The following is a 14,189-nucleotide window of genomic DNA, read 5'->3' as shown; positions in this document are numbered from 1 at the left end:
CTATGCCGCTGCCCCGCGCCGACGGATCCGCCCGACCGCGGAGCCGACCACGCCAGTCGCCAGTTCGAACATCGATGCGAGCAGCGCCCGGCCTGCCGGAGTCAGCATGTGGGCGAGCAGGCCCAGCGCATAGGCCAGCGGCATCGCGACGCAGAGCAGGATCGCCGTCGACATCAAGTCGCCGATCGCATGGACGAGCAGCGCGGCGGCAACCGCGCCGATCGCCGGCTCAAGCATCACCAGATAGAGATCGCGCGTGCGTACGCTGGTGCCCTGCACGCAATAGGCGTTGAGCAGCGGCGTGCGCAGCACGAGCACGACGAACAGGCTCATCGCCACGCCGACCACGCCCCATTGCAGCCCGACCACGATCGCGATCAGTGTCGTCACCGTCGAAACGATACCCCAGCGGAGCATCTCGCGCCCGCGCCCGCTGCTGATGAACAGCCACCCCGTCGCGTTGGCGACCGGCTGGAACAGGCTCGCCAGGCCCAGCCAGAAGAAGATCGGCCCGGCCGCAGCCCATTTGTCGCCGAGCAGGAAGATCATTAGCCGATCGCTGGTCACCACCGCGACGGTGATCCCCGGCGTCGCGACGAGCAGAATCGCGCGAACCGACAGCAGGAACGAGCGGCGATAGCGTTCGGGCTCGTCCTGGAGCCGGCTGAGGATCGGCAGCATCAGCCGGCCGAGCGGTCCGTTGATCGTCTGGAGCGGCAGCATCATCAACTTGAAGCTGCGATCGTAGAGACCCAGCGCGATGCTGCCGGCGAACTTGGCGATCAGCACGTTATCGGCGTTGCGGCCGATATAGTTGAGCACGTTGAACCCGGTGAGGTTGCCGCCGAAGCGGGCCATCTGCCCGATGCCCGCCAGGCTGACCTTCCAGCGCGGCCGCCATGGCGTCACTGCCCAGGTCAGCACGACCTGGACGAAGGTGCCTGCCATCGTGCCGATCCACAGCGCCCAATAATTGCGCAGCACATAGGCCGCGATCAGCGCGCCGATAAAAGTCACCACGGCATTGGCGATGTCGATCGCGCTCAACGCGCCGAAGCGCATGTCGCGATTGAGCAGCGCACTGTGCTGGAGCGCGGTGCCCGAGAGCAGCACGCCCGCGGCGCTCGCCGCGGTTACATAGCCCGCGCGGATATCGCCATAGAACCAGGCGGCGAGCGGCGCGCAGAGCAGCAATGCGAAGAAGATCGCGGCCGACGCGGCCATGTTGATCCAGAACAGCCCGTTCGACGCCTCGTCGCTCATCGTGCGCGCCTGAATCGTCGCGGCGCCCAGCCCAAGGTCCTGAAACAGGACAATGAAGCCGACCACCGGCGCCGCCATCGCCATCACGCCGTAATCGTCGGGGGACAGAAGTCGCGAAATGACAATCGTCGACAGCACGGTCAGGATCAGCCGGACAACCTGCGTCACGCCCAGAAAAACCGCGCTATTCGCGGCTTTCCGGCCAAAGGATTGCTCGGCTGGGCCTTGCGGGGAAGAACGCATCAGTGAAAAGGGTCCGGGAACGGAACAGAAATACGGGCCACTTTAGACCGAGCACCCGCATGGTGCGAGCCCTGATTGTTGCGCCGCAACATCCTCATTGACCGATATTGCTACACAATGCGAGGGGGATAGACTGCAGGGAGGGCAGAGATGATCGGCGCGTGGCGCATCCGGCAATGGCTGAGACGAAGGCGGCTCGCGGCACTCGCGCGCGCGGCGCATGCTGCCGTCGCGGCATTCCCGACGATCGCGCACCGCAAGCCGCATGGGCTCGCTACGCCGTTGATCGTCAACCTCACTTCCTATTCCGCGCGCTTCCCCAGCCTCGCGCCGACGCTGCGCAGCCTGCTCGATCAGTCGGTCGCCGCCGATCGCACCATCTTGTGGCTGGCGGACAAGGATATCGCGATGCTTCCCGAGGACGTGCGCCAGCTCGAAGCGCACGGGCTCGAGATTCGCGGCTGTGACGATCTGCGCTCGTACAAGAAATTGATCCCTGCACTCGCGCTGTGGCCCGAGGCAGTTCACGTCACCGCGGACGACGATGTCTATTATCCGCCGCACTGGCTGGCCGGGCTGGTCGCCGCGCACGATCCCGCGGCGCCGAGCGTGATCGGCTGGCGCGCGCACCTCGCCAGCGCCGATGCCTCGGGCACGCTGCTGCCCTATCGCGACTGGGAGATGGCGACATCGCGCACCAGCGCCGAACCCGGCACGGCGCTGTTCCCCACCGGCATCGGCGGGATTTTGTATCCACCCGGCAGCCTCCATCCCGAGGTGCTCGACCACGCGCGGTTCACTGCGCTTTGCCCGCGCGGCGACGATATCTGGTTTTACTGGATGGCGCGTCGCCAGGGGCTGCGCCATCGCCGGGTCGACGGCTGGATCGACTTTGTCGAATGGCCGGCCAGCCAGGAAGTCGGGCTGCGCGTCGACAATATGGAGCGCGACGGCAACGATCGGCAGATCCAGGCAATGGAAGCGGCCTTCGGCCCCTTCCCGCTCTAGCGCAAATACGGGGACCGTCCTTTGACTCGCATCAGCTTCCTGCTGCCGACCTTCAATCGCGCTGCCTATATCGGCGAATTGATCGCGGCGATCCGCGCGCAGATGAGGCCAGACGACGCTTTGCTCGTCATCGACGACGGCTCGACCGATGGCACCGCCGCGGTCGTCGCCGGGTTCGAGGGCGTCGGCTATGTGCGCCAGGACAATGCCGGCAAGTCGGTCGCGCTCAATCGCGGCATGGCCCAGACCGACGGCACGTTCGTCATGATCTGCGACGATGACGATGTGCTGCGCGCCGACACCGTCGCGCCGCTGCTCGCCACGCTGGAGCGCAGCGGCGCCGGCTTCGCGTTCGGACGCTATTCGCGCTTCACCACCGATGCGTCGGGCACGTGGAACGATCTCGGCACCGGCTATTGGCCCGATCTCGCCTCGGGATCGCTGCTGCGCCACATCCTCGAAGATGCGTTCGTGATGCAGAACGCCGCGCTGGTCCGCCGCGCGGCCTATGACAAGGTCGGCCCGTTCGACGAGACGATGCTGCGCTCGCTCGACTATGAGATGTTCGTCCGGCTCGCGCTGGCGGTGCCCGCCGCCTATCTCGATCGCTACATCTTCGATCAGCGCAAGCATGAGGGCGCGCGCGGCCCCGCCAGCGCGCTGCACGCCGCCTCTGCGTCGGACCAGGTCTGGCGCGAATGGGATCGGCGGATCTTCGGCACGCTGCACGCGCGCATGCCGATCCAGGGCTATGAGGGGCTGTTCGAAGCCGGCGACCCCACTCTGCTGCGCCGCGTCGCGCTGCTCCAGCGCGCCTGCATCAATGCCCGCCACGATCTGTGGGAAGACGCCGCGAGCGATCTCGAAGCCGCCGCTTCGGCCGCGCCAGGCCCGTTGACCGCCGCCGAAGTCGCCGTTGCCGGACGGATCCTCAATGGCAAGCACGGCTTTCCCGGCGCGCTCGTGCCCGAGATCCTGGCGCGATTGAAGGCGCTCGCCGCACAGCGCGGCCCGGCACGGCAAATCGTCGAGGCAATGCTCGGCGGCGCACTATGGCAGCTCAAGAGTCCGCTGCCGGCCGAGGCCGCCGCCTTCCGGCAGCTCGCCTTCACGCTCGTCGGCCCGGTGCGGACCTTCACGCTGCTCGCCGTCCGCAAGCTCGGGCTCGCCAGGGCGACGCAGGGCCAGGTGCGCGAACGCGACGCGGCGCTGCTGCCCGACGCCTAGCCTCGGCGGCCGAACCGCTGGCCGAGCCATTTGCGCACCGGCACGTCGAATGCCCGCGAGAACAACAAGGCGGCGACGGCGGCAATTACGACCGACAGCGCCAGCATCGCCATATTGGGGAGGTGCAGCCGCCACAGCACCATCTCCGACAGCGCAAGCAGCGGGAAATGGGTGATGTAGAGCGGATAAGAGAGCTCGCCGCTCGACCGCATCACGCCGTTCCACTTGCCCTCGGCACGGTCGTTGCTCGCCAGCACGATGATCGCAGGGAACACCAGCATCGTCATCGCCAGATCGTAGAGCGCATTGCCCGCCGGCAGCAGCGAGGGCAGCAGCACGGCGACCAGCGCCAGCGCCAGCACCGGGAACGGCAGCGCGAACGTCGGCCAGCGCCGCGTGCCGTGCAGCCGATACAGCGCGACCCCGGCGAAGAAGGCGAAGCCCACCCGCACGAAGCCGGCATAGAGCTCCGGCCATTTCCAACCCGCATTGAGACCATCGAAGGTCAGCGACGTCGCGACCAGCGCCAGGCCGAACACCGCGACGACGACTCCCAGCGCCCTCCCGCGCAGCCAGGGCACGCACGCCGCAAAGGCCAGGTTCGCCGCAAGCTCGTAGAACAGCGACCAGGAGGGCTCGTTGAGCGTGAAGGGCAGCGGAAATATCCCCGGCGGGACCGGCAGGACCAGCGCCGCGAAGGGCAAGGCCGCGATCGTGCGGGCGATCAGGCCGACATCGTGCGTGGTCACGCCGCGCAGGCCGAGGAACCCCGCGCCGAGCAGCGCCCCCACCACGATCATCGGATAGAGCCGGATCGCGCGGAGCAGCGCGAAGCCGCCGAAACTGAGCCGCCGCTCGCTCAGCCGACGCTCATAAGCGAGCGCGACGACCAGCCCGCTCAGCATGAAAAAGAAATCAACCGCGAGATAGGCGTGCTGGAGGAAGTCCGAATCGTCGGCGACCCACCAGCGCCGATGATAGACCACCACCGCCAGCGCCGCGACGCCGCGCAGCCCGTCCAGCGCGAGCAAGTGATGCCGGTGCGGCGGCGGCAGGCTGCCGCCGATCGCGTCAGGCGCGGTCTGCCCCAAGATGTCTTCCCCCGAAATGGTCTGCCTGGCCTAGCGCACCGCGGCAAAACCGACAATGTGCCTAAGCGCCGCTTGACCCTTATGCGTTGCGACAGGAAAAGGCGCGCGACGCAGCATGCCGCCGCATTGCCGCGTCGCATCCCGGGGGTCGTCCATGCAAGCGTGCGTCTGCGTTATCATTCCGGCGTACAATGCCGGCGCAACCATCGCGCGTGCGGTCGCATCGGCGTTGGCGGAGCCTGAAGTCGCCGAAGTCTTCGTCGTCGACGATGCCTCGGGCGACGATACCGTGGCGCGCGCGCGCGGCGCCGATGACGGCTCGGATCGCCTTCGCGTGATTGCCCTTGCCGCCAATGGCGGCCCGTCGCCGGCGCGCAATGCCGCGATCGACGCCAGCGTTTCTCCCTTCCTCGCAATCCTCGACGCCGACGACTATCTGCTCCCCGGCCGCTTTGCCCGCCTGCTCGCCCGCAGCGATTGGGATCTGATCGCCGACAATATCCTGTTCGTCCTCGAAGGGAGCGAGGATAGCGCGGCCCCGCCCTCTGGCGGCGACCGCCACCGCACCCTCACATTGGGTGAATTCGTCGAGCGCAACATCTCGCGCCCCGGCCGCCCCCGCGCCGAACTCGGCTTTCTCAAGCCGCTCATCCGCCGCGTGATGCTCGATACGCTCGGCTTGCGCTATCAGGAGGATATCCGGCTCGGCGAAGACTATCTTCTCTATGCCGAGGCGCTGGCACGCGGCGCGCGCTTCGAACTCGCCGAAGCGTGCGGCTATGTCGCGATCGAGCGCGCCGGCTCGCTGAGCGGTCGGCACAGCACCGACGATCTCGCCCGCCTGCTCGCCGCCGATCGCCGGCTGGCCGCGCGGCCTGGAATCACGCCCGGGGACCGGAAGATCCTCGCCAGCCATGTCGCCGCGCTCGACATCAAGCACGCGCATCGCCGCTTTCTGGACGACAAGCGCGACGACGGGCTGGTCCGTGCGCTAATCCCGCTGCTTGGCCACCCGGTGCGGCTGGCGGAAGTTGCGGGCGCGATAATCCGGGACAAGCGCGCGCCGCTCCCCGTGAAGGCGCGATCCCTGCGCACGCTATTCGCGGCGGGCGAATTCGATCACCTTGGCTAGATTGGCGTGGCAAATTGCAATTCGACATCCTGGCCGAATTTGTTACACCTTAACTAAGAATTCGCGTATTGCTGCAAGTGCGAACAGTGTATAGCGCCTGCTGTACTGCTACATCCATGGTCGAGGTTCGTCATTAACAGCTTCACTCTTGCCAGCGGCGACGGCGAACCCCTCGCAGCGCCGGCCGAAGAACAGTCCGAGAATCGGGCCCCGATCGAGACGCGCGCCAACATCCTGCCCGATCCGCGGGTGCTGTGGATGGTGTTCCGCCGCAACATCTGGCTTTTCCTCGGCGTGGTGGTGCTCGTCATCGCCGCCGCTGCGACCTGGACGCTGCTGCAGACCCCGATCTATGCGTCGAAGGCAAGCCTGCTGATCAATCCAGTCACGCCCGACGTGGTCGACGTCAAGTCGGTCACCCCCGATCTGCCGGGGACGAGCGACGTGGTTGATACCCAGGTGCGGCTGATCGAATTGCCCGAGATCACGCGCCGCGCTGCCGACGCCTATGCCAAGCTGCGCCCGAACGATGCGCGCTCGGCCCAGGCAGGTCGCGCCGAACTGGCCTCGACCATGGCCAAGATGGTCTCGGTCGATCGCTCGGGTCTAACCTTCATCATCGACATCGAAGCCGAATCGAGCGACCCGCAATTCGCGACCGACACCGCCAATCTCTACGCCGAGCAATATATCGCCGCCCAGCGCGACGCCAAGGTCGGCGCGAACCAGCAGGCGAGCACCTGGCTCACCACGCGCACCGCCGAACTGCGCGACGCGTCGGCCCAGGCAGACGCCGCGCTCCAGCAATATAAGATCGCCAACGGGCTGCTGAGCTCGAATGGCGCGACCAATGCCGAGCAGGAAGTTTCCACGCTCAACCAGCAGATCGCCGTTGCCAAGGCCGATCTTGCCGAGAAGGAAGGCCGGCTGAACGCAGCCCGCGCGCAGCTGCGCGCCGGCGGCAAGGGTGCCGATGTCGGCGCTGCGCTGGGTTCGGGCACGATCGGCAGCCTGCGCCAGAGCGAGGCCGTCGCAAGCGCCCAGGTCGCCGAGCTTCAGGCGCGCTACGGCCCGCTCTACCCCGACCTTCTCAAGGCGCAGAGTCAGCTCCGCGAAATCCGCGTACAGATCCAGCAGGAGATCGACCGGATTTTTCGAACCTCGAAGCCGATGTCCGCGTCTCGTCGTCGCGCCTGGGCTCGCTGCAGGGCAGTCAGTCGCGCGCGAACGGTGCGCTTGCCGGCAATAACTCGGCCGGCGTCGGGATGATGGCGCTGCAACGCAAGTCCGACGCGGCGAAGGCAATCTACGAGACCTTTCTCAACCGTCTTCGCGAGACCAGCGCCCAGCAGGGCCTGCAACAGGCGGATTCGCGCCTGGCCGCAGCTGCCCAGCTTCCCAAGGAGCCGGTCTTCCCGAACATCAAGCTCGCCGCGCTCGGCGGGATCGGCGGCGGCATTGCGCTCGGCCTGATCGCGATCGCGCTCGCCGAATATCTCCAGGGCGGGGTGCGCACCAAGACCGATGTCGAGCGCCGCCTGCGCGTTCGCTATGCCGGCGCGGTGCCGACGCTGCAGTCGACGCTGGGCAAGATGCGCGCGACCGAGCCGCCGCAGGACTATATCGTCTCGCATCCGCTATCGGTCTTCGCCGAATTGCTCCGCGCGCTTCAGGCATTCCTGTTGCTCGGCGGCGGGAGCAGCAATCGCACGCAGGGCGGCCGCGTCGTTGCGATCGCCTCGGCGCTGCCGCAGGAAGGCAAGACCACGACGTCGACCTGCCTCGCGCGCACCGCGGCACTGGGTGGCGCACGCACCGTGCTAGTCGATTGCGACCTGCGCCGCCGGGGCAGCAGCGAGCAGTTCATCCACGAAAAGCGCCCGGGTCTGTACGAGTATCTCCGCGGCGAGGTCTCGCTCGACGAGGCGCTGGTCGTCGATCCGGCCAGCGGCGCCTATGTGCTGGGCACGTCCGAGCCGCAGCAGGACGCGCGCGATCCGCTGACGCCCAACAATCTCGGCCGGATGATCGGCGAGCTGCGCGGCCGCTTCGACGTGATCATCCTCGATACCGCGCCGGTGCTCGGCGTCGCCGATGCCCGCGCCGTCGCCGCTGCCGCCGATCGCGTACTGGTGATTTCGCGCTGGGCGCGCACTTCGCTGCGCGCCGTCGAGGCCGCGATCGACGTGCTGCTCGATGCCGGTGCCAAGATCAGCGGGGTCGCCCTGACTCAGGTGGACATCACGCGCTACGCCAGCACCGGTCACAGCGACACCTACGGCTATCAAAAGAAGTTCCGTGGCTACTACACCAACTAAGGGGGGTCGTTGGATGATCATGACAGCAATGGGGCCGCGCAGCCGCGCCGCCAAGTCGTGCGTCGCCATCGTGGCGGCTACGATCGCTTTCTCCGCCGGCAGCGCGCGGGCGCAGACCACGCGCTTCGCGCTGACCGAACCGGTGCAGAGCGTCACTGCCCGCGAACGCGCGCGCCTCGAAGACAATGCGCATCGCGTCGGCGCGTTTCTGGTCTCGCCGCAGATTGCGGTCGACGGATCGTATGACGACAATATCTACGCCACCAAGACCGACCAGCGCGGCGACGTCTATCTGACCGTGCATCCCCAGATCGACGTCGCGTCGACCTGGTCGCGCAACGCGCTCAACTTCTCGGCCTTTTTCGACCGCGACGTCCACGCCAAATATACCGGCGAAGACGTCTCGCAGTTCGGCGGGACGCTGGATGGCCGCTACGACATCTCGCGCCAGACCCGTTTCTATCTGGGCGTCGACGCATCGCGCAACGCCGAGCGGCGCGGCAGCCTTTCGAGCTTCTCGCAATCGGCCAAGCCGGTCCGCTACAACAGCGTGATCGTCAACAGCGCGATCGAGCAGGATCTGGGCAGCCTGCGGCTTCGCGGCGAGGGCCGCTTCCGCCGGGTCACCTATGAGGATGCGTTGCTCAACAGCGGCGTCCGGCTCGACCAGAAGTTCCGCAATTTCGACATCTATAGCGGCACGGTACAGGCGAGCTACGATCTCAACACGCTGACCAGCTTCGTGCTGCGCGGCACGCTGGAGCAGCGTCGCTACGATCTGCGCCCGGGCGATGTCGGCTTCGATCCGCTGTCGCAGACCGACCGCAGCGGCGACAGCACGCTGCTCGAGGCCGGCGTCACGCGCGAGATCACCACCCTGCTCTCGGGCACGGTGCGGCTGGGCTATCTGAGCTTCCGCTATCCCGATCCCAAGCTCAACGATCTCGACGGCTTTTCCTATTACGCCAACATCAACTGGAACATCACGCCGCTGACGACGCTGCGCGCCACCGCCCAGCGTCGCGTCGACGAGACGAGCTCGCCGATCACCGCGGGCAATCTGCGCGACGAAGTCAGCGTCTCGGCCGATCACGAGCTGCTGCGTTCGCTGATCCTCCATGCCGATGCGCGTTTCGCCTGGATCAACCCGTCGATCGCCGACGGCGTGACCACGGTGATCGACCAGAGCAGCCGCGAAACCGAGTTCGGCGCCGGCGCGCGCTATTATATCGGGCGCAAGATCCGGGTCGACGCGGACTATACCTTCCAGCGCCGCAGCTCGGACAATCCGCTGCTCGCCTTCGTCGCCAACGTCGCGTCGGTCGGCGTGAGCTACATGTTCTGAATTCCCCGGCGCTCCGGGCGCCCCTTCCCTTTCATGCTATCGGGCGACGCGCGCGCTCAGGAGATTCACGCCATATGACGATCAAGCCCCTTCGCAAGGCCGTATTTCCCGTGGGCGGCCTGGGGACGCGCTTCCTGCCTGCGACCAAGGCGATGCCCAAGGAGATGCTGCCGATCGTCGATCGCCCGCTGATCCAATATGCCGTCGACGAGGCGCTGGACGCCGGCATCGAGCAGATGATCTTCGTCACCGGCCGCGGCAAGTCCGCGATCGAGGACCATTTCGACATCGCCTATGAGCTCGAGACGACGATGACCGCGCGCGGCAAGTCGCTCGAAGTGCTCGATGCGACCCGGCTCAAGCCCGGCGCCGTCGCCTATGTCCGCCAGCAGGAGCCGATGGGCCTGGGCCATGCCGTATGGTGCGCGCGCGACATCGTCGGCGACGAGCCCTTTGCGGTGTTGCTCGCCGACGATTTCATGGTCGGCAAGCCCGGCTGCCTCCGCCAGATGGTCGAAGCCTATAACAAGGTCGGCGGCAATCTGATCTGCGCCGAGGAAGTCCCCGATGACCAGACCCACCGCTATGGCATCATCACGCCCGGCAGCCGCGACGGTACGCTCACCCAGGTCCAGGGCCTGGTCGAGAAGCCCGCGCCCGGCACGGCGCCGTCCAATCTCTCGGTGATCGGCCGCTACATCCTCCAGCCCGAGGTGATGCGCGTGCTCGAAGGCCAGGAAAAGGGCGCCGGCGGCGAGATCCAGCTCACCGATGCGATGGCGCGGATGATCGGCGACCAGCCGTTCCACGGCGTCACTTTCCAGGGTACGCGCTATGATTGCGGCGATAAGGCCGGCTTCATCCAGGCCAATATCGCCATGGCGCTCAGCCGGCCGGACATCGCGCCGGCGATCGAGGCATTCCTCCGCGCGCAGGGCTGACCGTTAGCGGCCGGGATTAGCCCCGGCCGCCGCGACAGCGCCAGTCTCGCTTGCAGCTCGAGCGTAGCGAACAGTGCCTCACGCGAAATCGCAGCGCATCGCGCGCTCCGCAGTAGATCGAGAATGCGCGCCGCGGTTTCGCTGAGCCGAAGCCGGGGCTCGTCGAGGGGGCGAGGAAGCTCTGACGTCGATTATTACGCTTTATTATCAATAGATCATACTATCTAATCAACATTCTGTTTCACGTTAACTCGCCCCGAACGCGGCTCTCCCGCCAAGGTGCGATCGCGTCCATGGCGGGCGGCATGGCGTCGATCCCTGCCGCAAGGCGCGCCTGAACCATTTGCTTGCCGAACCGTTCCGATTTGGAGATGGTCAGCCGCGTTTCGGGGTCGGGGATAAGATGAGCAAGCAGCGGTCGGACAAGCCCAGGATCAAGCCGTTCAAGGGCCCTGCCGGCGGCTGGGGCTCGGTGCGCTCGCTGGCCGAAATACTGCCGCGCGAGCGCATCCGCCCCGAAGTGCTCGGGGAGCTGCTGCGCCAGAACAAGCCCGATGGCTTCATGTGCACCAGCTGCGCTTGGCCCAAGCCTGCCGACCATCACCCCGCCGAATTCTGCGAGGAGGGCGCCAAGGCGACGGCCTGGGAGCTCACCAGCTATCGTACCACCCCCGAATTCTTCGAGAAGCATACGCTCACCGCGCTGCGCGGCTGGAAGGATTACGATCTCGAACAGCAGGGCCGGCTGACGCACCCGCTGCGCTACGATCCCGCGACCGACAAATATGCCGCATGCAGCTGGGAAGAAGCGTTCGACGCGATCGGCGATGCCCTGCGCCCGCTCGATCCCAAATCGGTGGTCTTCTATGCCTCGGGCCGCGCCAGCCTCGAGACGTCGTACATGTATGCGCTGATGGCGCGGATGTATGGCAATCAGAACCTGCCGGACAGTTCGAACATGTGCCATGAATCGACTTCGGTCGGCCTCAAGGCGGCGATCGGCGTGCCCGTCGGCACCACCCGGCTCGAGGATTTCGAGCTTTGCGACGCGATCTTCTTCTTCGGCCAGAATGTCGGCTCGAATTCGCCGCGCATGCTTCATGACCTGCGCGCAGCCCGCAAGCGCGGGGTCGAGATCATCACCTTTAATCCGCTCAAGGAACGCGGGCTCGAACGCTTCACCGATCCGCAGAATCCGATCGAAATGGTGACGCTGGGCGAGACCGCGATCTCCACCCAATATCACCAGGTCCGCGCCGGCGGCGATATCGCCGCGATGACCGGTATCGCCAAGTTCCTGCTCGAATGGGACGATGCCGCGCGCGCCGCCGGCGATCCGCCGGTGCTCGATCACGCATTCATCGCCCAGCACACGCACGATTTCGACGTCTTCGCCACAGCGGTTCGCGCAGCCGAATGGGACGAGATCGAACGGGAGGCCGGCCTGGCTAAGAGCGCGTTGGAAGAGGCGGCGCGCGTCTACGCTAAATCAAAAGCTGTCCTCGGCATTTACGGGATGGGCCTCACACAACATGTGAAGGGCGTCGACAATGTCCGCATGGTCGTCAACCTGCTGCTGCTACGCGGCAATATCGGCAGGCCCGGGGCCGGCCCCACGCCGGTTCGCGGCCATTCCAACGTCCAGGGCCAGCGCACCGTCGGCATCACCGAAAAGACCGAGCTCGCCCCCGTCGCCAAGCTCAAGGAACTCTACGGCTTCGATCCGCCGACCGAAAAAGGCCTCAACACCGTCGAAAGCTGCCGTGGCATCATTGACGGGTCGGTGAAGGCGTTTGTCGGCCTTGGCGGCAATTTCCTCCGCGCGGTTCCCGAGACGGGGCCGATGGAGGAGGCTTGGCCGCGGCTCGAGATTTCGGTCCAGATCGCAACCAAGCTCAATCGCAACCATCTCTTTCCCGGCAAGGCGGGCTATCTCCTGCCTTGTCTGGGCCGGATCGAGGAGGATCTCCAGGCCAGCGGGCCGCAGGCGGTGTCGATAGAGGATTCGACCAGTTGCATCCACGGCTCGCGCGGCAAGGCAAAGCCGGCCAGCCCGCATCTCCTCTCCGAGCCGCGCATCGTCGCCGAAATCGCCAAGCGCATCACCCCGCCCAACCCCAGCGTCGATTGGGACGGTTGGGTTGGCACCTATGCCCGCGTCCGCGACGCGATCGAGGCGACCTATCCCGAACCGTTCAAAGATTTTAACAAGAAGCTGTTCACGCCCGGAGGCTTTTGGAAGGGCAATAAGGCTTCCGAAAGAATTTGGCTAACCCCTAGCGGAAAAGCGGAATTCTTCGCACCGACCACGCTTTCGGCAACCGGCTTTGCCGACGCTGCGAACCGCTTTCGCCTGCTCACATTGCGTTCGAACGACCAGTTCAACACGACGATCTACGGCTACCATGACCGCTTCCGCGGCGTTCGAGGGACACGCGACGTGCTGTTCGTCAACGCCGCCGACATGGCCGAGGCGGGGCTTCACGAAGGCCAGATCGTTGCGCTGGAAAGCGACGCCGGCGACAATATCCATCGCCGGCTCGGCGGGCTGATCGTCACGCCCTATGATATTCCGCGCGGTTGCCTGGGCGCCTACTACCCCGAGGCCAATGTGCTGATCCCGGTCGGCCATCATGCCGAAGAGAGCTTTGTGCCCGCCGCCAAGAGCGTCCCCGTGCGGATATGCCCCTGAACGCCGCAATATCCCGGCCATTCGAGCGGATCGGAGTTGAGGGCGAGCGGGCGCCAATCACCCGCGCACTGGCCGAGGAGACACCCGTCGCAATCGAATGCAACGGCATTGGCTATGCCGTTCTGATGGCCACCCCGGTGGACCTGCTCGATCTCGCCTGCGGTTTCGCCCTGACCGAGCGGCTGGTCGACGGCGCTGGGGATATTGTTGATGTCGAGGTGCACGCAGCCGAGGCCGGGGCGATCGTGCGCCTGACTCTGGCCGAGCGCGTTGCCGGACGCTTGCTCGATCGCGTCCGCCACCGAACCACAGATTCCTCGTGCGGGCTGTGCGGGATCGAAAATCTCGAACAGGCCCTGCGCCCGTTGCCCCGGCTTGCGGCGAGATGGGATGGCGAGGATTCCGCGGTGTTCGCCGCCCTGCCCGCCCTGGACCGGCACCAGCCGCTCAACGATCGCACCCGCGCCGTCCATGCCGCCGCCGCATGCACGCGCGAAGGCGCGATCCGCCTTGTTCGCGAAGATGTCGGCCGCCACAATGCTTTCGACAAGCTGATCGGGGCGATGCTCCGCGCAGGTCTCGACTGGGAGGGCGGCTTTGCCCTGCTTACGTCGCGCTGTTCGTTCGAACTCGTCGAAAAGGCAGTATTGTCAGGTTGTCCGATGCTGGCGACGCTCTCGGCGCCGACGCGGCTGGCGGTCGATCGTGCCCTCGGCGCGGGGCTGGCGTTGCGCACCCTCGTCCGCCCCGATGCGCTGTTGCGCACCCCCGAATTTGTCGATCGTTCCAGTGATACTTGCTAGGACGCGGCAATAATCGAAAATGGATTAAACGGTAATTTCTTCGCTGCATGCGGCAATATTTTGAGATCGCGGGACCGATCACGGGGCCGATCGCGATCTCTTGCACACCGCTGCTGACTCCCGCCA

The 14,189-nt window shown here is 66.1% G+C and carries 11 protein-coding genes; 9 read left to right on the top strand and 2 right to left on the bottom strand.

All coding sequences use genetic code 11. The annotated features are described in order from the left end of the window. Positions 1 to 1,431: a lipopolysaccharide biosynthesis protein gene (locus tag AB2M62_RS06080; RefSeq protein WP_404338487.1), complete on the bottom strand. Its 1,431-nt coding sequence runs from the start codon at positions 1,429 to 1,431 to the stop codon at positions 1 to 3. Between the two features lie 225 nt (positions 1,432 to 1,656). On the opposite strand from AB2M62_RS06080, the gene AB2M62_RS06075 reads away from it, so the two are divergent. Beyond that, positions 1,657 to 2,514 carry a hypothetical protein gene (locus tag AB2M62_RS06075; protein WP_404338485.1) on the top strand — a complete coding sequence of 286 codons (858 nt, stop codon included), beginning with the start codon at positions 1,657 to 1,659 and terminating at the stop codon, positions 2,512 to 2,514. Positions 2,515 to 2,535: 21 nt separating this feature from the next. Beyond that, entirely contained in the window at positions 2,536 to 3,741 is a 1,206-nt protein-coding gene (locus tag AB2M62_RS06070) for a glycosyltransferase family 2 protein (RefSeq protein WP_404338483.1), read from the top strand. On the opposite strand, the gene AB2M62_RS06065 is transcribed toward AB2M62_RS06070, so the two are convergent. Then, the gene (locus AB2M62_RS06065; RefSeq protein ID WP_404338481.1) at positions 3,738 to 4,832 is read right to left on the bottom strand and encodes an acyltransferase family protein; all 1,095 of its coding nucleotides are present in this window, start codon (positions 4,830 to 4,832) and stop codon (positions 3,738 to 3,740) included. The genes AB2M62_RS06070 and AB2M62_RS06065 overlap by 4 nt on opposite strands. Before the next feature lie 154 nt (positions 4,833 to 4,986). On the opposite strand from AB2M62_RS06065, the gene AB2M62_RS06060 reads away from it, so the two are divergent. The 7 genes from AB2M62_RS06060 to fdhD all read left to right on the top strand — a co-directional run bounded on the left by AB2M62_RS06060 (position 4,987) and on the right by fdhD (position 14,063). Then, complete coding sequence (locus AB2M62_RS06060) at positions 4,987 to 5,964, top strand: glycosyltransferase family 2 protein (RefSeq protein ID WP_404338479.1); 978 nt, start codon at positions 4,987 to 4,989, stop codon at positions 5,962 to 5,964. Between the two features lie 258 nt (positions 5,965 to 6,222). Continuing rightward, positions 6,223 to 7,233 carry a GumC family protein gene (locus tag AB2M62_RS06055; protein WP_404338477.1) on the top strand — a complete coding sequence of 337 codons (1,011 nt, stop codon included), beginning with the start codon at positions 6,223 to 6,225 and terminating at the stop codon, positions 7,231 to 7,233. Continuing rightward, positions 7,230 to 8,282 carry an AAA family ATPase gene (locus tag AB2M62_RS06050; protein ID WP_404338475.1) on the top strand — a complete coding sequence of 351 codons (1,053 nt, stop codon included), beginning with the start codon at positions 7,230 to 7,232 and terminating at the stop codon, positions 8,280 to 8,282. Before AB2M62_RS06055 ends, AB2M62_RS06050 begins: the two co-directional genes overlap by 4 nt. 13 nt (positions 8,283 to 8,295) lie before the next feature. Further along, complete coding sequence (locus AB2M62_RS06045) at positions 8,296 to 9,627, top strand: outer membrane beta-barrel protein (protein WP_404338473.1); 1,332 nt, start codon at positions 8,296 to 8,298, stop codon at positions 9,625 to 9,627. 74 nt (positions 9,628 to 9,701) lie between these two features. Continuing rightward, positions 9,702 to 10,568 carry a UTP--glucose-1-phosphate uridylyltransferase GalU gene (gene galU, locus AB2M62_RS06040; protein ID WP_404338471.1) on the top strand — a complete coding sequence of 289 codons (867 nt, stop codon included), beginning with the start codon at positions 9,702 to 9,704 and terminating at the stop codon, positions 10,566 to 10,568. A 403-nt stretch (positions 10,569 to 10,971) separates the two neighbouring features. Continuing rightward, entirely contained in the window at positions 10,972 to 13,260 is a 2,289-nt protein-coding gene (locus AB2M62_RS06035; protein ID WP_404338469.1) for an FdhF/YdeP family oxidoreductase, read from the top strand. Further along, entirely contained in the window at positions 13,251 to 14,063 is an 813-nt protein-coding gene (fdhD, locus tag AB2M62_RS06030; RefSeq protein WP_404338467.1) for a formate dehydrogenase accessory sulfurtransferase FdhD, read from the top strand. Before AB2M62_RS06035 ends, fdhD begins: the two co-directional genes overlap by 10 nt. The last annotated feature ends 126 nt before the right edge of the window (positions 14,064 to 14,189 follow it).

Source organism: Sphingomonas sp. MMS12-HWE2-04 (assembly GCF_044881185.1).
Lineage (GTDB): Bacteria > Pseudomonadota > Alphaproteobacteria > Sphingomonadales > Sphingomonadaceae > Sphingomonas.
The sequence above is the reverse complement of the archived record's forward strand: the minus strand, read 5'-3'. Positions and strand labels throughout refer to the sequence as shown.